Annotated in this window: 22 protein-coding genes and 1 tRNA gene; 6 read left to right on the top strand and 17 right to left on the bottom strand. The window is 67.4% G+C overall.

The genetic code is table 11. From position 1 onward, the window contains the following. Window positions 1–858: 858 nt before the first annotated feature. From pgaA to AC1DKV_RS34195, 6 genes are all read left to right on the top strand, one after another. Window positions 859–2,910 carry a poly-beta-1,6 N-acetyl-D-glucosamine export porin PgaA gene (gene pgaA, locus AC1DKV_RS34220; RefSeq protein WP_441612997.1) on the top strand — a complete coding sequence of 684 codons (2,052 nt, stop codon included), beginning with the start codon at window positions 859–861 and terminating at the stop codon, window positions 2,908–2,910. A gap of 6 nt (window positions 2,911–2,916) precedes the next feature. Beyond that, window positions 2,917–4,959, top strand: a complete 2,043-nt coding sequence (pgaB, locus tag AC1DKV_RS34215) for a poly-beta-1,6-N-acetyl-D-glucosamine N-deacetylase PgaB (RefSeq protein ID WP_441612996.1) — start codon at window positions 2,917–2,919, stop codon at window positions 4,957–4,959. Window positions 4,960–4,992: 33 nt separating this feature from the next. Further along, window positions 4,993–6,309 carry a poly-beta-1,6-N-acetyl-D-glucosamine synthase gene (gene pgaC, locus AC1DKV_RS34210; protein WP_441613055.1) on the top strand — a complete coding sequence of 439 codons (1,317 nt, stop codon included), beginning with the start codon at window positions 4,993–4,995 and terminating at the stop codon, window positions 6,307–6,309. A 13-nt stretch (window positions 6,310–6,322) separates the two neighbouring features. Then, complete coding sequence (locus AC1DKV_RS34205) at window positions 6,323–6,766, top strand: hypothetical protein (protein ID WP_441612995.1); 444 nt, start codon at window positions 6,323–6,325, stop codon at window positions 6,764–6,766. 93 nt (window positions 6,767–6,859) lie between these two features. Next, window positions 6,860–8,689, top strand: a complete 1,830-nt coding sequence (glmS, locus tag AC1DKV_RS34200) for a glutamine--fructose-6-phosphate transaminase (isomerizing) (RefSeq protein ID WP_441612994.1) — start codon at window positions 6,860–6,862, stop codon at window positions 8,687–8,689. A 2-nt stretch (window positions 8,690–8,691) separates the two neighbouring features. Continuing rightward, complete coding sequence (locus AC1DKV_RS34195; protein WP_441612993.1) at window positions 8,692–9,936, top strand: hypothetical protein; 1,245 nt, start codon at window positions 8,692–8,694, stop codon at window positions 9,934–9,936. Window positions 9,937–9,981: 45 nt separating this feature from the next. On the opposite strand, the gene AC1DKV_RS34190 is transcribed toward AC1DKV_RS34195, so the two are convergent. From AC1DKV_RS34190 to AC1DKV_RS34110, 17 genes are all read right to left on the bottom strand, one after another. Continuing rightward, complete coding sequence (locus AC1DKV_RS34190) at window positions 9,982–10,233, bottom strand: hypothetical protein (protein ID WP_441612992.1); 252 nt, start codon at window positions 10,231–10,233, stop codon at window positions 9,982–9,984. Window positions 10,234–10,323: 90 nt separating this feature from the next. After that, window positions 10,324–10,557, bottom strand: coding sequence for a hypothetical protein (locus AC1DKV_RS34185; protein WP_441612991.1), 234 nt, complete (start codon window positions 10,555–10,557; stop codon window positions 10,324–10,326). A gap of 86 nt (window positions 10,558–10,643) precedes the next feature. Beyond that, the gene (locus AC1DKV_RS34180; RefSeq protein ID WP_441612990.1) at window positions 10,644–11,096 is read right to left on the bottom strand and encodes an Ohr family peroxiredoxin; all 453 of its coding nucleotides are present in this window, start codon (window positions 11,094–11,096) and stop codon (window positions 10,644–10,646) included. A gap of 345 nt (window positions 11,097–11,441) precedes the next feature. After that, window positions 11,442–11,517 (bottom strand) — tRNA-Ala (locus tag AC1DKV_RS34175). A 40-nt stretch (window positions 11,518–11,557) separates the two neighbouring features. Continuing rightward, window positions 11,558–13,279 carry a thiosulfohydrolase SoxB gene (soxB, locus tag AC1DKV_RS34170; RefSeq protein ID WP_441612989.1) on the bottom strand — a complete coding sequence of 574 codons (1,722 nt, stop codon included), beginning with the start codon at window positions 13,277–13,279 and terminating at the stop codon, window positions 11,558–11,560. Window positions 13,280–13,361: 82 nt separating this feature from the next. Beyond that, window positions 13,362–13,892, bottom strand: coding sequence for a TlpA family protein disulfide reductase (locus AC1DKV_RS34165; RefSeq protein ID WP_441612988.1), 531 nt, complete (start codon window positions 13,890–13,892; stop codon window positions 13,362–13,364). Between the two features lie 10 nt (window positions 13,893–13,902). Further along, complete coding sequence (gene soxX / locus AC1DKV_RS34160) at window positions 13,903–14,607, bottom strand: sulfur oxidation c-type cytochrome SoxX (protein WP_441612987.1); 705 nt, start codon at window positions 14,605–14,607, stop codon at window positions 13,903–13,905. A 16-nt stretch (window positions 14,608–14,623) separates the two neighbouring features. Continuing rightward, entirely contained in the window at window positions 14,624–15,466 is an 843-nt protein-coding gene (soxA, locus tag AC1DKV_RS34155; protein WP_441612986.1) for a sulfur oxidation c-type cytochrome SoxA, read from the bottom strand. Between the two features lie 124 nt (window positions 15,467–15,590). After that, entirely contained in the window at window positions 15,591–16,055 is a 465-nt protein-coding gene (locus AC1DKV_RS34150; RefSeq protein ID WP_441612985.1) for a DsrE family protein, read from the bottom strand. A 109-nt stretch (window positions 16,056–16,164) separates the two neighbouring features. Then, on the bottom strand, window positions 16,165–16,476 hold the full coding sequence (gene soxZ / locus AC1DKV_RS34145; RefSeq protein WP_441612984.1) for a thiosulfate oxidation carrier complex protein SoxZ: 312 nt from the start codon (window positions 16,474–16,476) through the stop codon (window positions 16,165–16,167). A 58-nt stretch (window positions 16,477–16,534) separates the two neighbouring features. Next, on the bottom strand, window positions 16,535–16,990 hold the full coding sequence (soxY, locus tag AC1DKV_RS34140; RefSeq protein ID WP_441612983.1) for a thiosulfate oxidation carrier protein SoxY: 456 nt from the start codon (window positions 16,988–16,990) through the stop codon (window positions 16,535–16,537). Window positions 16,991–17,155: 165 nt separating this feature from the next. Next, on the bottom strand, window positions 17,156–17,485 hold the full coding sequence (locus tag AC1DKV_RS34135) for a c-type cytochrome (protein ID WP_441612982.1): 330 nt from the start codon (window positions 17,483–17,485) through the stop codon (window positions 17,156–17,158). 102 nt (window positions 17,486–17,587) lie between these two features. Further along, window positions 17,588–18,637 (bottom strand): c-type cytochrome, encoded by a 1,050-nt coding sequence (locus tag AC1DKV_RS34130; protein ID WP_441612981.1) that lies wholly within the window; start codon window positions 18,635–18,637, stop codon window positions 17,588–17,590. Next, window positions 18,621–19,982, bottom strand: a complete 1,362-nt coding sequence (gene soxC / locus AC1DKV_RS34125; RefSeq protein WP_441612980.1) for a sulfite dehydrogenase — start codon at window positions 19,980–19,982, stop codon at window positions 18,621–18,623. The genes AC1DKV_RS34130 and soxC overlap by 17 nt, the downstream gene beginning before the upstream one ends. Window positions 19,983–20,098: 116 nt before the next feature. Further along, window positions 20,099–20,506: an ArsR/SmtB family transcription factor gene (locus AC1DKV_RS34120; protein WP_441612979.1), complete on the bottom strand. Its 408-nt coding sequence runs from the start codon at window positions 20,504–20,506 to the stop codon at window positions 20,099–20,101. A gap of 89 nt (window positions 20,507–20,595) precedes the next feature. Beyond that, window positions 20,596–21,873: an FCSD flavin-binding domain-containing protein gene (locus AC1DKV_RS34115; RefSeq protein WP_441612978.1), complete on the bottom strand. Its 1,278-nt coding sequence runs from the start codon at window positions 21,871–21,873 to the stop codon at window positions 20,596–20,598. Between the two features lie 152 nt (window positions 21,874–22,025). After that, the coding region (locus AC1DKV_RS34110) for a c-type cytochrome (protein ID WP_477139086.1) at window positions 22,026–22,261 on the bottom strand (236 nt) is incomplete at its 5' end.

Below are 22,261 nucleotides of genomic sequence, written 5' to 3'. Positions count from 1 at the left end.
ATTTCCGACACGCTTCCTGCGTGGCCACCGGACTCGGCGCGCGCCCCCCCCGTATCCACGACAACCCGGCCAGCCGGCTGCCGACCGCGCCACCGGCACTCCGCTAGCCAGGACACAGCAGCTGCGGCTGCGGCTGCGGCTGTCGCAACAACACACTTCGGCGGTACATCAACCCCGCGCCACGGGATGTATCGGCCATCGTCCTCATACCTTCCCGACACATCTTCCGGCCCGCCCTGAGCGGGCGGCCAGCGCTGCTTCCCGGCAGGTCCTCGCAGGGCCGCGCGCCGCCGCATCCCGAGCGCGGCAACGCTGCCGCGCCTGCCGGCTGCGCGCATTAGTTTCATCCACGTGACAAAGCCATGGCCATGCGGCTTAGACCTCGTCCCACTTTCGGCTAGGCCGTCTAATGCTTCTGGTCACTGTCGCTATGGGACGTATTCGCCAAATAATGCTCCGCACAAATAGGAAAAAACAGCAGGAAAGAGCGAGCGAGAAAAGTCATGGCGAGCACCCGAATGACCCGGCAGACCGCCCTGGCGGCAGCCGCGGGATAGAACAAATAAGCATCAGGAAACAAGTCCGCCGCAGTGCACGGCATTGCAAGGCGAGACGGTATTGGATGGGAATGACAGGGCGTAGCGCGCGACGAGCCGGTGGCGCCCTGGTATCTGGTTGAGTTTCAGCAAGGACATGTTTCGGTCGGCCGGCCTGGCCCGTTGCGTTGCGACGGTGCCTTCCGGCCGGCTGGGTGATGCCCGTCTCTCAGGTTGCATCGCAATGGCGCCGGCAAGGATATGTCGCACGCCAAGGGAGACGTTTTGCTTGTCGTTAGCAGTGCAATCCGGGGGAGTAACCGTGAACGCATCCCAGCAGAGTCGCAAGCGATTGCGAACCACGCTCAAGACCACAGCCGTGCTATTGGCCCTATTCGCCCGCGAACATTGCGCCGCAGAAGCCGTGCGGCAGGCAGCGCCGCGTCCGCAGCCGGCAGCCCGGGTGGAACAGCCGGCGGGGGCCGGGGAGAAGGATCAGACCCGGGAGCGCATCTTCGGCCTGGCCGAGGGTGGCTCGCCGAAGCTGGCGCTGGAACAGGCAACGGCGCGTCCGGACGTATTCGCGCTCCGCGACCTGCTGCTGCTGGAGCATCTTGTCGTAGCCCAGCAGATCCGTTGGGCACGACAGCAGGCCAGTGCTTCCAATGACCAGGACCGCCTGGTTCCGGCCGATGGTGCGCTCGCCGCGGCCGATTCGCTGCTGGCCCGGGTGGAGGCGCAAAAGGGGGACGATTTCAACGGCGTGCGGCGCACCGTCCAGGCCGACCGGCTGACTGCCTTGTCGGTGCGCGGGCGCATGAAGGAAGCCGCCGCGCTGTACGAGCAGCTCTCGCAGACGAACGAACCGTTGCCGGCCCCGGCCTACGTCGCCGCGGGCGATGCCTACGCCTATCTCGACAAGCCCGACCTCGCCGCGCGTGCCTACGAACTGTCCCTGCAGACGACGGTCGAGCCGCTCAAGGAAACCACCGAGCCCTACGCGCTATCGCTGCCGACGGTGCAGGAGAGCCTGTTCTTCGCCTACCTTGACCAGGGGCACTACGAAGCGGCGCGTGACCTGGTCGCGAACATGGCGCGCAACACGCCGGCGCACGACGAATTGTCGGAAGACGCAGACAAGACCAATCCGCAATACGGGCGGGTCAAGAAGCTGCAGGCGCAATACCTGCTCTATACCAATCACGTGCATGAGGGCGTGCAGGCGCTCGATGCGCTGCGCAAGGACGCGCCGTTCGACCCCTCCTTGCTGACCGCGCGCGCCGACGGCTCGCTGGTCCTGGAGCGCCCGTACGCCTCGCAGAGCATCTACCGCCAGGCCCAGGCCGACCACCCCGGCGATATCGAAAGCCTGGTGGGCATCGGCAAGACCGCGCTGGAGCTGCATCAGTATGACCAGGCCAACGCGGTCGCCAAGGTGTTCGATGGCAATTTCCCCGACAACAACAGCGTCAAGAACTTCCAGCGCGAGTACCACGTCTACGAGCGCCCGCAACTGATCATCGACGCCATTGGCGAACGCGGCAACGCGGCGCTGGCGGATCACGCCTGGGGCGTCGACACGCGGCTGTACTCGTCGCCGCTGGCCGACTACTGGCGCGTCTTCGCCCACCAGTACTCCGCGCGCGGCGATACCGGCGATGGCCTCAGTGTCAGCCGCATACGCAACGGCATGGGCGGCGAATTCCGGCGCGACGGCTGGGAAGCCTCGGCGGAGGTGCATCGCTCCACCGGCGGCCAGGCCAAGACCGGCGGCACGGGCACGCTGGCCTTCCAGCCCACGGACCGCTGGCGCTTCGGCGCCGGGGTCGACTCCGACGACAACACGCTGCCGCTGAAGGCGTACCAGGCTGGCGTCACCGGCCGCTCGGCCAACGCAAGCGCGCGCTTTTCGCAGGACGATCAGCGCTATTTCAACGTGCTGTATGGCGCGTCCCGCTACAGCGACACCAACCTGCACCAGCAATGGCTGGGCACCTGGTACGAGCGGTTGCTGAACCAGCCGCGCCACCAGGTGTCGATCTGGCTGGATGTCGGCACGAGCAGCAACACGCTGGACGGCACCGCGTACTTCAATCCGCGGCGCGACTACGTCGCGCAACTGCGCACCATGTACCAGTGGACGCCGTGGCGCTACGCCGAGAAGTTGTTCAGCCAGCGCGTGTACGTCACCGCGGGCGGCTACCGGCAGGACGGCTTCGGCGACAGCATGCTGTGGGAAGCCCGCCTCGAGCAGTACTGGCGGCTGGGCCGCAAGGCTTCGCTGACCTACGGCATCGGCGTCGGCAGCCGCCGCTTCGACTCCAATCGCGAGACGACCAAGCTGATCTACCTCAACCTCAACGTTCCCCTATAGGCCATCATGAATAAGCTGAACCGCCGAAAATTCATCGGGCTTGCCGGCGCGCTGTCGGTCACCCATAGCGTCCATGCCGCCTATGGGCTGTCCCTGCTGCCGCCGGCGGACCGGGACGACGGGCTGACCTTCCGCGTGCTGGCCTTCCACGATATTCGCGACGACCTGCGCGCCGATGTGGGAACCGTGGCCGACACCTGTGCCATCAGCACCGCCACGCTCAACAATATCTTCGCCTGGCTCAAGGGCAACGACTTCCATCCGGTCAGCGTCGAGCAGATCGTCGCCTCGCGCAACGGTGGCCCGCGGCTGCCGCCGCGCGCGGTGCTGCTGACCTTTGACGATGCCTACAAGAGCCAGTACACCAAGGCCTTCCCGCTGCTGCGTCAGTACAACTATCCTGCCCTGGTGGCCGTGGTGTCGCGCTGGACCGGCACGCCGCAGGAGGACCCGGTGCGCATCAGCCACAAGTCGGTGATGGCGCCGGGCTATTTCATGAGCTGGGAAAACCTGCGCGAAATGGCGGAATCCGGGCTGGTGGAAATCGCCTCGCACACCCACGACATGCACCACGGCGCCGTGGCCAACCCCCAGGGCAATGAATTGCCCGCGGCCAGCGCGCACCTCTACTTTGCCGACCTGAAGCGCTACGAGACCGACCAGGAATACGAGAGCCGGGTCGGAGGCGACCTGAAGAAGTGTTCCGACCTGATCCAGGCCAACACCGGCATCCGGGTGCGCTCGATGGTATGGCCGTATGGCATGTACAACGCCGCGCTGATCGGGGCATCGCACAAGCTCGGCATGAGCGTGCACTTCACCCTGGACGACGGGCCCAATACGCCCGACGTGCCCTTGACCAAGGTCCGTCGCCTGCTGGTTTCCTACGACTGGGATGCCGGCGTCATGATGGGCCAGTTCCGCCAGCAATCGGCCTACCGCGGCGACAACCAGCCGGTCGAACGGGTGGTCAACGTCTCGCTCGACGATGTGTACGATCCCAACCCGGACCGGCAGGAAGCCAGGCTCTCGCGGCTGATCGACCGGATCAAGGATCTCGAGCCGAAGTCGGTCTACCTGCAGGCCTATCACGACCCCGACGGCAGCGGCACCGCCCAGGCGCTCTACTTCCCCAACCGCCACATGCCGGTTCGCGCCGACCTGTTCTCGCGCACGGCCTGGCAGCTGATCACCCGCGCGGGGGTGCAGGTCTACGCGGCACTGCCGGTGCTTTCCTACAAGCTGCCGGCGGGCCACCCGGCCGAGTCGCGGCTGGTGGGCGTGTTGCCGGGCTCGCCGCCCACGCAGTTCGATCCGCGCCAGCGGCAGCGGCTCAGCCCCTTCGATCCGCTCGCCCGCGGCGTGATTCGCGATATCTACTACGACCTGGGCAGGTACACCGCGCTGAACGGCGTCGTGTTCGGCGAGGATGCAAGCCTGAGCGATGTCGAGGATGCCAGCGATGCGGCCCTTGCCGTCTACGCCGACTGGGGCCTGCCGCGCGAACTCGCGGCGATCCGCGCCAACCCCGACCTGCTGCAGAGGTGGTCGGGCGCCAAGCTCCAGTACCTGATCGACTTCACCAGCCAGCTGGGGGAAATCGTCAAGGACTACCAGGGCGGCGGCAATGTGCTGACCGTGCGCAGCCTGCCTGCCAACGCGGTCCTGCGTCCCGACGCGGGCATGCGCCTGGCGCAGGACATCGATGCCTTCGCCGCGCACTACGACTTCGTCAACCTGATGGCCTTCGCGGACACGGGCGGACCGCCTTCGACGCCGTGGCTGGAAAGCCTGGCGCGCGCGGTGGCGGCGCATCCCGGGGCGCTGCCGAAAACCATCTTCGCGCTGCAGACGCTCGACGGCCGCACGCAGGCCCCCATCGCCAGTACCGACTTGCTCCAGCAGATGCGGCAGTTGCGCATGGCGGGCGTGAAGCACCTCGGCTATTGCCCGGACCAGTTCATGGTGAACCAGCCGGACCTGGCGGTGCTGCGGGACGTCATGTCCATGCAGAACCTGGTACGGCCGCGCAGTGGCATGAAGGTCTAGCCAACGAGCACAGAAGAACAAGTGGGGGAAATGATGAAGAGCACCGCGAGCCTGATATCGAATTTCGTTTTCTACTATCCGCTGTTCATGTCCTATCTATGGATGACCGGCGGACTGCTCCACTACTTCCTGGTCGAGAGGAAAGAGCGCATGAAGAAGCGCGCAGACGCGACGCTCGACTGCCCCAAGGTCTCGGTGATCGTGCCGTGCTTCAACGAGGAGGACAACGTACGCGAGGTGATCGCGAACCTGGCGCAACTGCGCTATCCCAACTTCAACATCATCGCCGTCAACGACGGCAGCCGCGATGCCACCGGGGCGATCCTCGACGAGCTGATCGACCAGTACCCGCAATTGCTGGTGATCCACCAGAACAACAATGAGGGCAAGGCCATCGGACTGACCACCGCGGCCATGCTGACCGATGCCGAGTACCTGCTGTGCATCGACGGGGATTCCTTGCTCGACCGCGAGGCGATTGGCTGGATGCTGCGCCATTTCCTGCGCGACGCCGGGGTTGGCGCGGTGACCGGAAATCCGCGCATCCGCACCCGGACCTCGCTGCTGGGCCGCATGCAGGTCGGCGAGTTCTCGTCCATCGTGGGCCTGATCAAGCGGACCCAGGAGATGTACGGCCGCCTGCTCACCGTGTCCGGCGTAGTCTGCATGTTCCGCAAGAGCGCGCTGCGCAACGTGGGCTACTGGAGCCCCGACATGCTGACCGAGGACATCGACATCAGCTGGAAACTGCAGGTCAACGGCTGGCGCCTGCACTTCGAGCCGCGCGCGCTCAGCTGGATCCTGATGCCGGAGACCTTCAAGGGCCTCTTCAAGCAGCGCCTGCGCTGGGCGCGGGGCGGCATCCAGGTGTTGCAGAAGTACGCGGCGCCCATCGTCATCAAGAACAAGCCGATGATGTGGCCGATCTTCCTCGAGTACTCGATCAGCGTGATCTGGGCCTACTGCATGCTCTTCACCCTGGTCATGACGGCGGCTACCGCGCTGTTCGACCTGCCCGAGGCGTGGCGCTTCGCGGGGCTGCCGCGCGGGGCCGGTGTCTTCCTCTTTCTGACCTGCTGCGTGCAGATCCTGGTGGGCTGCGTCATCGATCGCCGCTACGACACCAAGCTGCTGCACTACTTCCTGGACACGATCTGGTACCCGGTCGCGTTCTGGACCATCAGCATGGTCGCATCGGTGATCGCCTTGCCCAGCGTGCTGCTGCACCAGCGCCGCACCCGGGCCAGGTGGGTCAGCCCGGACCGCGGCATCCGCGAAGGCGCGCCCGCGTCCACGCCGCCTACGTCACCGGCGCCGGCGTATGCCAGCCGGCTTGAAGAGCATTCTTGAGGAGGAGTGAGAAATGAAAGAACCGATCATTGACGCATCCGGCACGACGTTGCAGCAGTATCTGCAACAGCATGCGCGAGGCAAGGCAATCCGACGATATGTCTGGTACCGCCTGGTACGGCCCGTGGTGCTGGCATCGATCTGGGTGGCGGCTGCGTTCTACATCTACTGGTGCGTGGTCTCGGCGGGGAGCACCGAGTTCTCGCTCAAGGAGATCGTTCCCGATGCCCTGACCATCCTTGGCATGGGCCTGGTGTTCACGGTGTGGACCCTGGTGCGACGCCTGGAGAAGAGCGAGGTGGACCCGATGCGCAAGGCCCGCACCGTGCCCGGCTCCACGCTCGACCTGGCCAAGGATGTGGTGCTGTCGGTGGGCACCGGCCGCCGGCTGGTGGCCTATCACGACGAGGACGGCCTCGTTTCGCACGTGGCACAACTGCAGAGGGAGGCGGCCTGACCAGCATCGGCGGTTCGGCCTCGCGCAGGCAGCCAGCAGGTTGCCGCGCGAGGCCAGCGCGAACCAACTTCTGTATTCTCACGGGGAATCATCATGTGTGGCATTGTCGGCGCTATCGCGCAACGTAATGTGGCACCGGTCCTATTGGAAGGATTGCGGCGCCTGGAATATCGCGGCTACGACTCCTGCGGCATCGCCGTGCTGCAGGACGGAGAACCCAGGCGCGCGCGCAGCATGTCGCGCGTGGCCAAGCTGGCGGAGCAGGTCGGGCAGACCCGGCTCGAAGGCACCATCGGGATTGCCCACACGCGCTGGGCGACCCATGGCGCGCCGCTTACCCGCAATGCCCACCCGATCTTCTCCAGCGGCGAGATCGCCCTGGTTCACAACGGCATCATCGAGAATCACGATGCGCTGCGTGAATCGCTGCGCGCACGCGGCTACGAGTTCGATTCGCAGACCGACACCGAGGTCATCGCGCACCTGGTGCACCACTGCTTTCACCACGAAGGCGGCGGCGACCTGTGCAAGGCCGTGCGGCTCGCCCTCGCCCAGCTGCATGGCGCCTACGCCATCGCCGTGTTCTCGCGCAACCAGCCGGACCTGGTGATCGGCGCGCGCTCGGGATCGCCACTGGTGGTGGGCCTGGGCGACGACGGCAACTACCTTGCCTCCGACACCATGGCGCTGACCGGCAGCGCCGAGCATTTCATCTACCTCGAGGAAGGGGACCTGGTCTCGCTGTCGCGGGACGGCGTGCATATCCTGGACGCCGAAGGCGAGGCGGTCAGCCGCGAGATCCGCAAGATCGAAGCGACCGCCTCCGCCGTGGAGCTCGGTCCGTACCAGCACTACATGCAGAAGGAGATCTTCGAGCAGCCGGCCGTCATCGCCGACTCCACCGAACACCTGGAAGGGTTCGCGCCTGCCCTGTTCGGGGAGCAGGCCGAGGGCGCGTTCGCCGACATCGATTCAGTGCTGATCCTCGCATGCGGCACCAGCTACCACTCCGGCCTGACCGCCAAATACTGGCTGGAGTCGATCGCGCGGATGCCCACCAGCGTGGAAATCGCCAGCGAGTACCGTTATCGCGACAGTGTGCCGAACCCGCGCACGCTGGTGCTGGTGATCTCGCAGTCCGGCGAGACGGCGGACACGCTGGCAGCGCTCAAGCACGCGCAGGCGCTTGGCCACCGCCATGCGCTGGCGGTCTGCAATGTCGCCGGCAGCGCCATCATGCGCCAGGCGAACCTGCATTTCCTGACCCGCGCCGGCGCCGAGATCGGGGTTGCCTCGACCAAGGCGTTCACCACCCAGCTGGTCGGGCTGTTCGTGCTGGCGGCCACGCTGGCCAAGCAGCGCGGCCTGCTCGGCGCCTGGCAGGAGGCCGTCATGCTGCAGCAGCTGCATCACCTGCCGGCGGCACTGAACGGCGTGCTGGCGCTGGAGCCGCAGATCATCGCCTGGGCAGGCTCGCTGGCGCGCAAGGAGAATGCGCTGTTCCTCGGGCGCGGCATCCACTACCCCATCGCGCTGGAGGGCGCGCTGAAGCTCAAGGAGATTTCCTACATCCATGCCGAGGCCTATGCCGCCGGCGAGCTCAAGCACGGGCCGCTGGCGCTGGTGACGGAGGAGATGCCGGTGGTGGCGGTCGCGCCCAACGATGCCCTGCTGGAGAAGCTCAAGTCCAACCTGCACGAAGTGCGCGCACGCGGCGGTGAGCTCTACGTCTTCTCCGACGCCGACAGCATGATCGTCAGTGCGCCCGGGCTGCACGTCATCCGCATGCCGGAGCACTACGGGCTGCTCTCGCCGATCCTGCATGTGGTGCCGCTGCAGATGCTGGCCTACCACACCGCCTGCGCACGCGGGACCGATGTGGACAAGCCTCGCAATCTGGCCAAGTCCGTCACGGTGGAGTAGCGATGAGCTCGTTCGCCATGATGCGAAGCGCGACGCTAGTGCTCGCCGGCGCGCTGTTGTGCGCGCCGGCGGGCGCGCGCAACGACAGCCGCGGCGCCGGCCGCAACGACGCCCGCGCGCCGGCCAAGGTCCGCCCCGATGTCGATCAGCGCGCCTATATGCACGGCATCGGCGCGGCGGCCGGCCCCGGGGATGTCACCTACGTCTTCTTCAGCAGTTCCGGCCTGCCGCCGCGCGGGCCGGATCGTAATCGCAACTGGAGCCACGACATCTATGTGGCCGAATGGAGGCCTTCGCAGGCGAACCTGGGCAAGCCAAGGCTGCTGGTGGCGGAGAAGGAAGCCCAGGAGCCGGTCTCGGTAGCGCAGAATGGCGCGGGCCGCATCATGCTGACCTTCGAGGACGGCTCGAATACCGCCAACGGTGTCAGCCAGCGTTACCGCGTGTACGCCGCGGACCTGCAGCCGCAACAGGCGAAGTCGGTCGACGTCTGGTCCGGCGGGCACTCCGGGCACGTCGCGCGGGTAGGCGAGAGCTTCGTGGTGTTCTACTCGGACGACTGGATCGACGGCGGCGGCGTGGACAACCTGGGCACCGGCAACGGCGTCTACCTCAAGGCCTACGACGCCAACGGGCAGTTGCTGCGCAGCACCGACGTGGCTCGGGACAAGCGTGAATGGTGGCCATTGATCGCCGGTTCGGAAGACCACGCCTTGCTGGCCTGGCAGGAGTTCGTCCCCGGCGAGACGCACGCCAGGCTGAAGACGGCGGCCTATCGGCCAAGCGATGGCGCGCTGACCGGCACACAGGTGCTGAACGACAACCTGAAGTACTACACCTATGGCGTGACCTACGTCCCGGACCTCAAGCGCTTCCTGGTGGTGGGCACGACCGGTGCGGGCAAGGGCTTCGCCCATCTGCTCGACGCCGGCGGCAAGGTGACCGCCTCGCTCGCCTGCATGCCTGCCAGCGTGCGCGAGGCCGGCATCACGGTGGTCGGCGATACGGCGTTCACGCCCGCGCAGGACGGCCGCCTGCTCCAGCTGAAACTGTCGGCCGATGCCGTCGAGCTGCGCGGCAGCCAGGCATCGCCGATTCCGTGGACCATCCAGGGCAGCCTTGGCCTGGTGCGCTCCCGCTCACCGACGGTACTGCACTGGGTGTCGCTGACGCCGGAGGGGCTGCGCGAAGCCGACTTCGATCCGGGCCGGATGACGCCACCGACGGCGGCGGACCTGTGCGGATAGGGAACCGGGACTGCATCAGGTCTTTCTCCTGTGCACTGTCTTTGCTCAGTAGTCCGCCAGTGTCTCGCCGTCGACTTTTACGAGCTGATCCAGGCGCAGGGTCTCCCCAGTCTTGAGCGTCAGGTATTCAACGCCACCGCGGCCGTACACGTCGGTGATGGTGGCGGTGCGCTGCTGTGGTGTGCCATCGGCGTCACGATAGTGGATCTGCACGGGCTTGCGCACGGTGGCGAGGTCTTCCAGGCGGTCGTGGAACTCGCAGCTGATGGGGCGGTACGGGGCGGCTGTGCTGGTCATGGCAATGGATCCTGTGTGCTTGTTCGTCCGCTATCTTTCACGACAGCGCTGTGCTCGCGGCGGCCACCTTGTCAGTGGATTTCACCGGTCTCAGGTACGGGCGCCATCGGTGTAAGGGTCGAACCTGCCGACCCTGGCACCGTCCGTGTATGGGCTGCGCGCGCCATCGGAGTACGGATCGGCTACGCCGGTGACCGAGCGGGCGCCACTCGTGAAAGGATCGCGCGCGCCTGCATTGGACCAACCCGCGGCTTGCACGGCGGCAGCGTTCAGCAGGGCGACGGCGACAGTGGCGCAGCGGGCGATGGTGGTGATCGTGCTCATGGTATGCATTCTCGTTTCGGGTGAGTTATTACCGTATGCGATTGCATCGCATACGATGTATATGTGATGGTAAGACGGTCAGGGAATCACGACGTAAAGACGTTCAGCGCCACGTCGATATTGCCGCGCGTCGCCTTCGAGTAGGGGCAGATTGCATCGGCGACGTGGGCCAGTTCCGTCGCGACATCCTGCGGCAGGCCCGGCACGCGCAGGTTGAGCCGTGCCTGCAGGAAGTACTCCGCGCCGGTCATGCCCAGGTCGACTTCGATATCCACGGACAGGTCGGACGGCAGCTCCAGCTTCATTTCCTTGGCCACCAGGCCGACCGCGGCGATGTAGCACGCCGACCAGGCGCCCGCGAACAGCTGTTCCGCGGTCGGATGCGACTGGACGGCAGGGAACACGTGCTCCGGGGTGGCGCTGTTGCCAGGCGACAGCGCAATGTCCAGCGCGCCATTGTGGCCGCGCGAGGTAACGCCGGCGTTGCTGTGGGTGGTGTGGGTCTTGCCGGTGAAGAGGACTTTCTCGATCTTGCTCATGGATTGAATCTCCGTTGCTTGTCTGGTTTGTTTGTATCGTATTCGATTTGATCGCATGCGATGGAATGCATAATGGAACATGCGTCTGGCCTTGTCAAGGAAAAATATCGAGTGCCCGCAGCGGAGCGGGGGAAAGCGCCAGGGGCGCGGCCGTCGCCATCTCCCCCGTGACCAGGCTGGCCGGAACTTGTGCAGTGAGCGCTACCGCACGCGAACTCACCAACGGGCGCGGTTTCCCGGACACTTCCGGGTGAACAGGCCCTGGGAGCCAGTTGGGCGGATTTTGGACAACAAATCGGCTTCGGGTAAGAAAAAGGGCCTAGCACAGTGCTAAGCCCTTGAATTTGGTGGACCGAAGGAGGATCGAACTCCCGACCTCTGCATTGCGAACGCAGCGCTCTCCCAGCTGAGCTATCGGCCCATGACGAACGATTGTAGCGCAGTTTTCCTCGTCGTATCAATCATGCCGCGGTGCCGGTGTTGCCGTCCATGCCACGCACGATCGGCAGGTTCAGCGGCCTGGCCGTGACCTCTCCGGAGGCGCGCAGCCACTGGGCCATCAGGTCCCAGACCGGTGGGCTGCCGGACTGGCGGGCCTCTTCGGAAACCGGGGCCCAGCCGGCAACCTTGTAGGTCTTCGCGGCATCGACGGGCTGGCCCTTGAGGCGCATGTCGGTGATGCGCCGGCCCATGCCTGCGTTGGGTTCGATGGTGTACTGCAGGCCGCCCACGCGCACCATGTCGCCGCCCTGCTGGTAGTACGGATCGGGGTTGAACAGGTTGTCCGCCACGTCTTCCAGGATGGTCTTGATGGTCTCGCCCGTCATGCTGGTGACGGTGGTGTGCGGATAAGTGATGGCGGTCTGGTCCATCAGGTGTTCCATCGTGATGGCCTGCCCGGGCAGCAGCGTGGTGCCCCAGCGAAAGCCGGGCGAGAAGGCGATCTCGGCACCCTGCACTTCCATCAGGCCGTCGAGGATGAGCTGGTCGAAGGTGCCGTTGAAATTGCCGCGCCGGTACAGCAGGCCGCTGTTGCGCGCCAGCACTTCGCCGAGCTGCTTTTCGTACGGTGCGCGCACGCGGGCGATGAGCGCGTCCATGGCCGGGTCGGCGGCGAGGTAGTTGGCGAACACCGGCAGCAGGCGGTAGCGGAAATCGCGGATCTTGCCGCCCCTGACGTCGAAGTCGAGCACGCCGAGGAACTTGCCGTTGGAGCCGGCGTTGGTGACCAGCGTGGTGCCGCCGGCGTTCCTGACCGCCACCGGCGCGGGCATGCCATCGTGGGTGTGGCCGCCGAGGATGGCGTCGAGCCCGCGCACGCGCGAGGCGAGCTTGAGGTCCACGTCCATGCCGTTGTGCGAGAGCAGCACGACCACCTGCGCGCCCTTGGCGCGCGCCTGCCCGATGACCTGCTGCAGGTTTTCCTCCTGGATGCCGAAGGTCCAGTCGGGCACGAAGTAGCGCGGGTTGGCGATGGGCGTGTAGGGAAAGGCCTGGCCAATGATGGCGACCGGCACGCCGTTCATCTCGCGGATCACGAAGGGATCGAAGACCGGGTCGCCGAAGTCGTTGGTCTTGATGTTCTGCGCGAGGAAGGCGACCTTGCCCTTGAAGTCGCGCTCGACGATCTCGGTGACGCGCTCGGCGCCGAGCGTCATTTCCCAGTGTGGCGTCATCACGTCCACGCCGAGCGCGAGCGCGGCGTCGACCATGTCCTGCCCGCGCGTCCACAGCGCGGTGGCGGAGCCTTGCCAGGTATCGCCGCCGTCGAGCAGCAGCGCGCCGGGGCGGCCGGCCTTGAGCTGCTTCACGAGCGTGGCCAGATGGGCAAAGCCGCCTACCTTGCCGTAGCGGCGCGCGGCCTCGGTGAAATCGAGATAGGTGAAGGCGTGCGCCTGGGCGCTGCCGGGGGCGATGCCGTACTGGCGCAGCAGCGCCTGGCCGACCAGGTGCGGCGGCTTGCTGGCGTAATCGCCCACGCCGAGGTTGACGTTGGGCTCGCGGAAATACAGCGGGCGCAGCTGGGCGTGGCAGTCGGTGAAATGCAGCAGGTGCACATTGCCGAAGCGCGGCACGTCATAGAGCTTGCCCGCGGCCTGTGCGGCCTGCGCGTCGGTGGCGGGAAAGGCCATGCCGCCGGCACCGGCGATGGCCAGCACCTGCAGGAACTCGCGTCGGTTCATTGTCTCTTCCTGTGGATTGCGCGCCGGTGCCAGCGTGCAGCAGCGCGCGGCCCGGCGTCTGTCGTGGTCTGCCGCCTCGCCGCTACCGTGCCGGTTGCGGCTTCATCGCCGGCTGCGCATGCCTGCCCAGCGCCGCGACTTCTTCTTCCAGCATCTCGCCGACTTCCTTCTGCACTACCTTGCCGCCGGCGTCGATCACGTACAGCTCCGGCAGCCCGCGCCGCTTGCCGAGCACGGCGCGCAGCGCGGGCGTGTCCATGGCGGCGGGGAAGGTGTAGCCGTGCCGGGCCATGTAGGCACTGGCCTCCTTCGGCTCCTTGTCGATGCTGACGGCCAGCACCTGCAGCCCGCCCCTGGCGCCGCCCGTGCTGTCGTAGAGCTTTTGCAGGCGCGGGTTCTGCAGGGCGCAGAACGGGCACCACGACGCCCACACCTCCAGCACCAGCGGCTTGCCGGCCCACTGCGCCGGCGCCACGGTGCTGCCGTCGAGCAGCCGCACCGCCGGCAGGTGCACGATGTCGCCTACCTCGAGCGCAGCGGCAGCACCGCTCCACGCCAGCGCGGCGAGCAGCAGCGTGCCGCCGATGCCGCGCGCGAGGCGGGTGGGCTTCATGGCGGCGTCCTTACTGGTTCACCGGCGAGGCCGGGTCGAGCAGCAGCGCCATCACGTCGCGGATCTGCTGCTCGGTGAGGATGCCCTTGTGCCCGAAGCGCGGCATGTTGGAGCAGGCCGTGTACGCGCTGGAATCCCAGATCTTGCCCCAGGTGTACCTGACCACTTCCTGCGAATTGCCACGCAGCTTGCCGTACTGGTACAGCGAGGGGCCGATATTGCCGAAGGAGATCTCGGCCTTGGTCATCTGGTGGCAGGCGTAGCAGTTGGCGCCGTTGACGCCGCCGACGGGATCCGAGAACTGCATGCCGCGCCCGTTCTGCGCGGTCTTCTCGCCTTCCTTCCAGTCGCCGAGGTACTGGCCGTCGGCCGGGTACTTGACCTGCTTGAGCTCGATGGCCTCGATCTTCCTGGCCACCGCGGCCGGCACCTTGGTGCGGTCTGGGTAGTCGCTGCACGCCTTCTGCATGGCATCGCGGTCGAGCACGCCTTCCACCGTGGCGGGTCCCTTGGACGAGAAGGAGCCATCGATGAGCTTCTTCATGTCGGCATCGCTCACCGCGGCGGTCGTGGTGGCCGCGGCCGCTTTCGCGGTGGCCCTGGCCTTGACGGGCTTCACGCTGTCCTGGGCATGGGCGGTGCCCGCGCAGGCCAGCATGGCGAGGGCGGCGGTGGCGGCGAGCGCGGCTCGCTTCGCTTGTTTGGCTTGGTTCATTTGTGCTCTCCCTGGCTCAGCGCTTCAAGGCCGGGCCATCGTAGGTGCCGCCGTTGGCGTTCTTCGCCAGGAACAGGCTCAGCGCGGTGATCACGTCGGAACCATAGGCGGGCTCGGGAAAGCGCTGCTGGCGCAGGCAATCGTAGAGGCGGTGCTGCATCGTGCGTACCTCGCCCTGGGAGACGCGGTAGGCCGGCCAGGTGGTGTAGGCCGCCTGCGCGCCCTGCGGGGTCAGCAGGTTGGGCAGTTCCTGCAGACGGATGCGCTGGCCGTCCACGGCGTGGCAGGTGGCGCAGGCGAAGTCGTAGGCGCCGCCACGATAGAAGAACATCTTCTGGCCGAGTGCGTAGACGCGCTTTTCCTCGGGGTGGCTGAGCTGCACGTTCATCTTCACGCCGCGCGATTCGCCGGCCAGGAAGGAGGCCAGGCGCTCGATGTCGGACGGCTTGCCGGTGGAGCCAAACGGGTTCTTCAGCGCCTCTTCCTGCGTCAGGCCCTGCAGCGTCACGCGGCAGTAGGCCAGGCGCTGCTCCAGGTCCATCACGCGGCCGGTGTCCTTGAAGAAGCGCGGCAGCTCGGCGTAGGCGCCCTTGGTCACGCCCGGGCCCTTGCCGAGGTCGCATTGCTCGAGCGAAGCGTTCTTCGGCCCGGCGGGCTTTTTCCACAGCTCCTCGCCGGCGGCTTCCCACAGCTCGGCGGGATTGCCTTCGGCCAGCATCTGCCGGTACTTGGCGATTTCCTCCGCGGTGCTGCCCTGGGCGTGCACCGCCGGTGCGGTGGCGGCGGCCGTGATGGCCAGCGCCACGGTGCCGGCCAGCGCCAGCGCGGCGCCCGCGTGGCGGCGTCTGATGGTTTTCATGGGGCTCTCTCCTCGTGGCCTTGCGAGGCTGCCGCCATGTGGCGCCAGCTGCGCGGGCCGTCTTATTGCTCGTCTTTGCGCTGCCGTCTTCCCGGCGCCGTGCCCGTCAGGTGCGAGACGGCGCTCAGGGCTTGATATACGCGTAGCCTTCCTCGAACTGCAGGCGCGCCACTTCGACCACGCCGGCCGGCACGACCTTGGCTTCCATCGACAGGCTGGACTCCGGGATCTTGCGCGCCGTCAGCGTGTTGCGGCAGACGCGGAACTCCACGCCCGAGCTGGCCAGCGAGGCGATCGCCGCCTCGAAGGTATTGCCGCGCGCATCGCGCGCGCCGTCGATGATGAAATCCACGCCGTAGCCCAGCGCCACCACCACGATCTTGGTGTCGGGGGCGCCGTTCAGGTGATTGCGCAGGTTGCCCATCGCGCGCACTGCCTGGTCCGTGCCTTCTGACAACTGATAGACCACCTTGACGCGTTTGCCCTTGCCCGCAGCCGGTGCCGCCGCCGGGGCCGCCTGGGCCGCCGCCTTGGCCGACAGGCCGATGGCCGCCAGCGCCGCCGTGGCCCGAATGAATGCTCGCCGCATGATCGCTATCCTTCCGGTCGCGCCCCCGCGCGCAACATGCGCCGGCCCGGGCCCGACATTCGACCTGAACCATAGCAGAGGATGCCGCCGGCCGCTTGCCCGGGTGGGGTCAGGAAATGGTGGCTTCGTCGGTCCGCTTGTCGCCGCGGTTGTCGATCCACGTCACCGTGACCTTGTCGCCCTTGGCGCCGCCCTTGAACTTGAAGTTCAGGAACGGATCCTTGGAGACGGCCGGGCCGAACTGGGCCTGGAACACGTCCTTGCCCTTGCACTGGACCGTCACGCTCTGGATATGCCAGGCCGGGATGGTCTTGCCGTTCGCGTCCTTGCGCTGGCCGGTTTCCATGTCGTGCTTCATCAGGATCTTCACGTCGACCACGCCGCCATTCTCGGCGGCGCGTACGCGCATCGGGTCTGCCATGTTCTCTGCTCTCTCGGTGATGGTTCGGGTGCGGTAGGTTCGGTGGGCGGCGCGGGCTTCAGCCGCCGCAGCCGCCGAGCGTCACCTTGATTTCCTTGGACGCCACATACCATTTGCCGCCAGCCTTGACGGCGGCGTATATCACCGAGGTCTGCCCCATCTTCACGCGGGTGGAGACGAAGGGCTCGGTGCCCGCCGGGATGGTGAAATCCGCGGCCAGCGTATTGGGGTTCTTTTCCACCAGAATGGCGATCTGCTCGGTGCCGGGGATGTTGCTGGTCACGGCGACCGGCACCACGGCGCCGTTCTCGGCGATATCGGGCGCGGTGAAGACGATGGCGGTGCTCTTCTCGGTACTGCTGCCGCCAAGCGCCTTGATCACGTCGGCCACGCTCTTGCCGTCGAAGGCGGTCTTGTTCCACTCGGCAGCCTGGGCTTCGCTGATCAGGCCGGTGGCGGCCATCAGGGCGAGCACCGAGGTGACCCGCAGCACGTCTCGTCGTTTCGAATTCATTGTTTCCCGTACTCCTGCGTTTTTCGTTCCGGCTTGGTTTTCATGGCCGCCGCGCCGTGCGGCGCGGCAGCGGGCGGTGCATCGCCGCCTGTCTTCGGGGACGTTTGCGCGCCCCCTGGGGTCCCGAAGCCGTGGCCGGTCCGGGCAGGGCTTGCCCTGGATGCCTTACTTCGCCGGGGCGCCTGCCAGCACCCACTCGACGACCGTCTTCAGGTCGGCATCGCTCAGGCCCGCGTTGGCAGGCATCGGGACCGGACCCCAGACCCCCGCACCACCGGCCTTGACCTTCTTGGTCAGCGTGGCCAGGGCGTTCTTGTCGCCCTTGTACTTTGCAGCCACATCCTTGTAAGCCGGGCCGACGAGCTTCTTGTCGACCTGGTGGCAACCCATGCAGGCATTCTTGTTGGCGATTTCCTGGGCCTTGGCGGCGTCGACAGCTGCGTTGGCCGAGGCCGCGCAGGCCAGCATCAGGGTTGCAATGACAAACTGCTTCATGTTTCTGCTCCGAATCGTGAGAGCCGTGGGGACGGCGGTGAGCCGCACGCTTGCGCGGCGGCATGCCGGCCGCACCACCGGGGCATGGAAGCGGCCAGTGCGCTATTTTGCCTCAAGAATCCACCCCACCACGGTGCGCAGGTCCGAATCGGGAATCTGCGCCTGGGGCGGCATCGGCATGCTGCCCCAGGCGCCCTGCCCGCCGGCCCTGATCTTGCCGGCCAGCGCGTCGAGCGCGTCCTGGCCCTGGTACTTGCGCGCGATGTCGGCAAAGCTCGGACCCACCAGCTTGCGGTCCGGCGCATGGCAGGCGGTGCACTGGTACTGCCCGGCCAGTTTCGCGCCTGCCGCCAGGGCTGTCCCGCCCGTTGCCGCCGCCGGTGCGCCACCGGCCGCCACGCCGCGCGTGGGCCCCACGGTGCGCTGCTGGGCGGCGAGATCGCCGTGCGCGTCGCGCGCATAGGCGGGCATGGACGACACCACCTTCACCGCGTCCGCGCAATGGCGCATGCAAGCCGTGTTGCGCGTATCGGGCCGGCCGCGCCCGGGCCACATGCCGTGCTGCAGCGTCATGCCGTCGCGGTTCGGCATCTTCTGCTGCACCTCGCCGATGTTGCGCTCCGACAGCGTGAAATCCGCCGGCACGATATCGCCCAGGTTGAGCAGGTAGGCGGTGACCGCGTAGACCTCGTCCGCCGACAGGCTGCGCGGCGCGTTCCACGGCATGGCGCGGTGGATGTAGTCCCACAGCGTGCTGACCGTGCTGACCTTCATCAGGGTGGTGCGGTAAGGCTGGTTGCCGGTCAGGGACGCGACCCGCCCGCGCTTGATGTCGTCGGCCGTGGTGCCGCCGACGATGGGCGAGAACACCTCGTTGGATTCGCCGAAGTCGCCGTGGCAGGAGGCGCACTTGCCGTCCCAGATGGCCTGGCCCTGCGCCACCGTGCCGCTGCCGTGCGGCAGGCCCCGGAAATCCGGCCGCACGTCGATGTCCCAGGCCTTGACCTCGGCTTCGGTGGCGGGGCGGCCGAGCGCGGCACGTGCGGCACTGGCTGCAGGCGCGGCGATCGCATGCAGGGACGCCAGCGCGGCCGTCGCAGCAAGGGCGAGGGCGAGCGCGCGCAAGCGCGCGGACTCAATCCACGTGGACATTGGAGACCTCGCCGCTATCGGACACCTGCCAGCTCTGGATGGCATTGTTGTGATAGATCGAGCGCGCGCCGCGCACCGCGCGCAATTGCGCCAGGCGCGGCTGCACGTAGCCCGTCTCGTCGACGGCGCGGCTTTGCAGGATGGCGGGCGCGCCGTCCCACACCCAGTCCAGGTTGAAGCGCGTCAGGCACTTGGACAGCACCGGCGTCTCCAGCCGCGCGCTGCGCCAGTTGCGCCCGCCGTCCACGGAGACATCGACGCGGCGCACGCGCCCGCGGCCCGACCATGCCAGCCCGCTGATGTTGTAGAAGCCCCGCCCCACCATCTGCTGCCCGCCCGAGGGCGTGGTGATGACGGACTTGCATTCCTGGACCGAGGTGTACTGCCGCAGCTTGCCGTCCGGCATCATGTCGACGTAGTGCACGGTCTCGTCCTTGGTGTTCCACGGCTGGTCGCCCAGCTCGAGCCGGCGCAGCCACTTGACCCACGACACGCCCTGCACGCCCGGCACCACCAGGCGCAGCGGGTAGCCGTTCTCGGGGCGCAGCATCTCGCCGTTCATGCCCCAGGCGACGATGATCTCGTCGGCCAGCTCCATCGGGATGGTGCGCGTCATGCCCGAGCCGTCGCCGCCCTCGGCCAGCAGGAAGCGCCCGCGCCTGAAGTCCGCGCCGGCATCGTCGAGCAGGACCTTGAGCGGCACCCCGGTGAACTCGCAGCACGACAGCATGCCGTGCGTGTACTGCACGGTCGGCACCGCCACGTTGCCCCACTCCATGCCGGTGTTGGCGCCGCACTCGATGAAATGCATGCGCGACACGGCCGGCAGGCGCATCAGGTCGTCCATGGTGTAGACGCGCGGCGTCCTGACCAGGCCATTGAGCATCAGGCGGTGGCGCGCCGGGTCGATGTCCTGCCAGCCCTGGTGGTGGCGCTCGAAGTGCAGGCCGTTGGGCGTGATGATGCCGAAGAAGCCCTGCAGCGGCGCGAACGCCACCGAGGCGGCGGAGACCCGCGTGAGCCCCGGCGATTCGCGCCGCACCAGGTTTTTCTCATAGGCCGAAGGCTGGCCGTAGGGGTGCGCGGCGACCGGCTGGCCCAGCGAGGTGGCCCACGGCTGCGGGGTGAGGATGGCGTCGTCGCCGGCGCTGCCGGCGGCGCGCGCCTTGCCGCCGACACCGGCCGCCAGCGCCGCGGCGGCGCCCAGGAAGCTGGTGCGCAGGAAGTCGCGGCGCGCGCTGCCGGGCTCTCCCCAGCCGTGCTGCGCGACGTCCTGACGTAGCGATGCGCTGACGAAATGCTCCGGCGCGCGCACGATGCGTCCGGGGCGGATCTGGTCCGGCACTGCGGTCTCCTCCGGCCCGCTCGTGCGGCACGGGATGTGCCGCCGGCATGCCTGTTGTCGTGCGGCGCCCGTCTCGCACGGGGCGCCGGTACAAGCCTGGCGCCGTGGCCGCGGCGCTAGCGGGCCCGCCTGCGCGGCGCGGGCGCGGCCTGCGGCATGAAGCGGTCGACCATGCCCGCGGGCAAGGCGCTGTCTTCGAGCCGGCTGGCCACCTGCACGCACACCGTGCGGCACAGCTCCACCACGCTTTCGTCGGCGATGGCGTAGAACACCAGGTTCGCTTCCTTGCGCCGCGACAGCACGCCGGCGCGGTACATGGCGGTGAGATGACGCGACACATTGGTCTGCGACGAGCCCACCGTATCCACCACGGTGCCGACCGGCTTCTCGCCGTCGCACAGGGCGTGCAGGATCTTCAGCCTGGTGGGTTCGGCAAGCAGGCTGAAATACCCGGATACCTTCTCGAATACGCGATCCATCTCGTCCATGGCGTTCAATATATTCGTATATGCGTGATTGCGCATATAGTGTTTACACCGGTGTGGTGCATTTCCGCGTGTGCGCTGCGTGATGCCCGAAATGCAAGCCGGTCGCCCGCACCCGCACCCTCGCCTTATCCGAGCATGTCGCGCCAGATGGCATCGGCCCACGCCTGCGCGTAGATGCCTTCCAGCGCGTTGGGCGCGGGCGACAGCCCGCCCGCGCCGGGCACCGTGACCATGGTGCGCTCCTGCGCGTCGTAGCGATGCACGCTGGCGATGTGGATGGCCTCGCGCGCCGAGGTGAAGCTGTAGCAGGTGTTGTTGTAGAGCGGCTGCGGATTGGGCGCCCGCCCCGCCAGCAGCGCGACGATGGCCGCGGCGGCGACCTTGCCGTGCTGGTTGGCCATATGGCCCGACTTCGGCATCAGCGGTGCGATCTGGATGGCGTCGCCGAGCACATGGATATTGGCCGCGGCCTTGGCCTCGAAGGTAAGGAAATCCACCTCGCACCACTTGCCGTTGGCCGTGGCCAGCCCGCTGGCCACGGCGATCGCGCCGGCGCGCTGCGGCGGCAGCAGGTTGATCACGTCGGCGCGCTCGTCGTCCTGCACGTCGAACTTGAGCGTGCCCGTGGCGGGATCGACGTCGACCGTGTCGTACTGCGGCCGGTACTCGATCATGTTCTTGTAGCGCGTGGCCCAGACCTGTTTGAACAGCGCGCCCTTGGAGGTGACATCCGGGTTGGCGTCGAGGATAAGCACCTTGCTGCGCGGCTTGGCGCGCAGCAAGTAGTCCGCCGCCAGGCAGGCGCGCTCGTACGGGCCGGGCGGGCAGCGGTAGGGTGCGAGGGGGATGGTGATGGCGAAGGTGCCGCCGTCGCGCATGGCTTCGAGCTGGCGGCGCAGGGCGACGGTCTGCGGCCCCGCCTTCCAGGCGTGCAGGATCTGTTCGCCGCCGGGCTTGCCGAGGCCGGGAATCGCGCCGGACAGCACCTCCACGCCGGGCGACAGCACCAGCCGGTCATAGGAAAGGGTGCCGCCGCCGGCGAGCCGCACCACGCGGCGCGCCGCGTCGATCGCGCTGACATGGTCGCGCACCACCTTCACGCCGTGGCGCCCGGCCAGCGCATCGTAGGACAAGGTGATGTCGCCAATGGCCTTGCTGCCGCCGAGCACAAGATTGGAAAGCGGGCACGAGACGAAGCGGTCATCGGGCTCGACCAGCGTGACCTCGATGCCGTGCCCGCTCCATTCGCGCAGGTAGCGCGCCGCCGTGGCGCCGCCATAGCCGCCGCCCACCACCACCACTTTTGCCGCGCGGGTGGCGGCGGCCGCCCGCGTCGCCTGCATCGCCTGCGCGCCGAGCAGCGCCGTGCCGGCGAGCGTGCCGAGGAATTCGCGTCTTTGCATGGGAAGTTCTCCTGGCCTGGCCGGATTTCAGCGCGCCCTGGAGGCGCCGTCGAGATGAAGCGAAGCGGTCCTGGACAGGCGCGCGGCCGCAGACAGTGCAAGCGGTCCGGCAAGGCCGCGCAGCGACGCCAGGATATGTTTGACAGTGCCTCTTAGCGGACTGCGGCGAACCAGGCCGCGATCGCCTCGATCTGCTGGTCGGTGTAGCCCTTGGCGATCTGCTGCATGACGGTGGCTTCGCGCTTGCCCTGCTTGAAGTCCTGCATCTGCCGGACCAGTTCGGAGCGGCTGCGGCCGGCCAGGCCCGGCACCGCGCTGTTGGCCGGCGCGCGCCCGGCGGGGCCGTGGCAGCCAGCGCAGGCGGCGGCCCAGTCGCGCGCCTGCAGCG

The organism is Cupriavidus sp. 05T41, assembly GCF_056396525.1.
The sequence above is the reverse complement of the archived record's forward strand: the minus strand, read 5'-3'. Positions and strand labels throughout refer to the sequence as shown.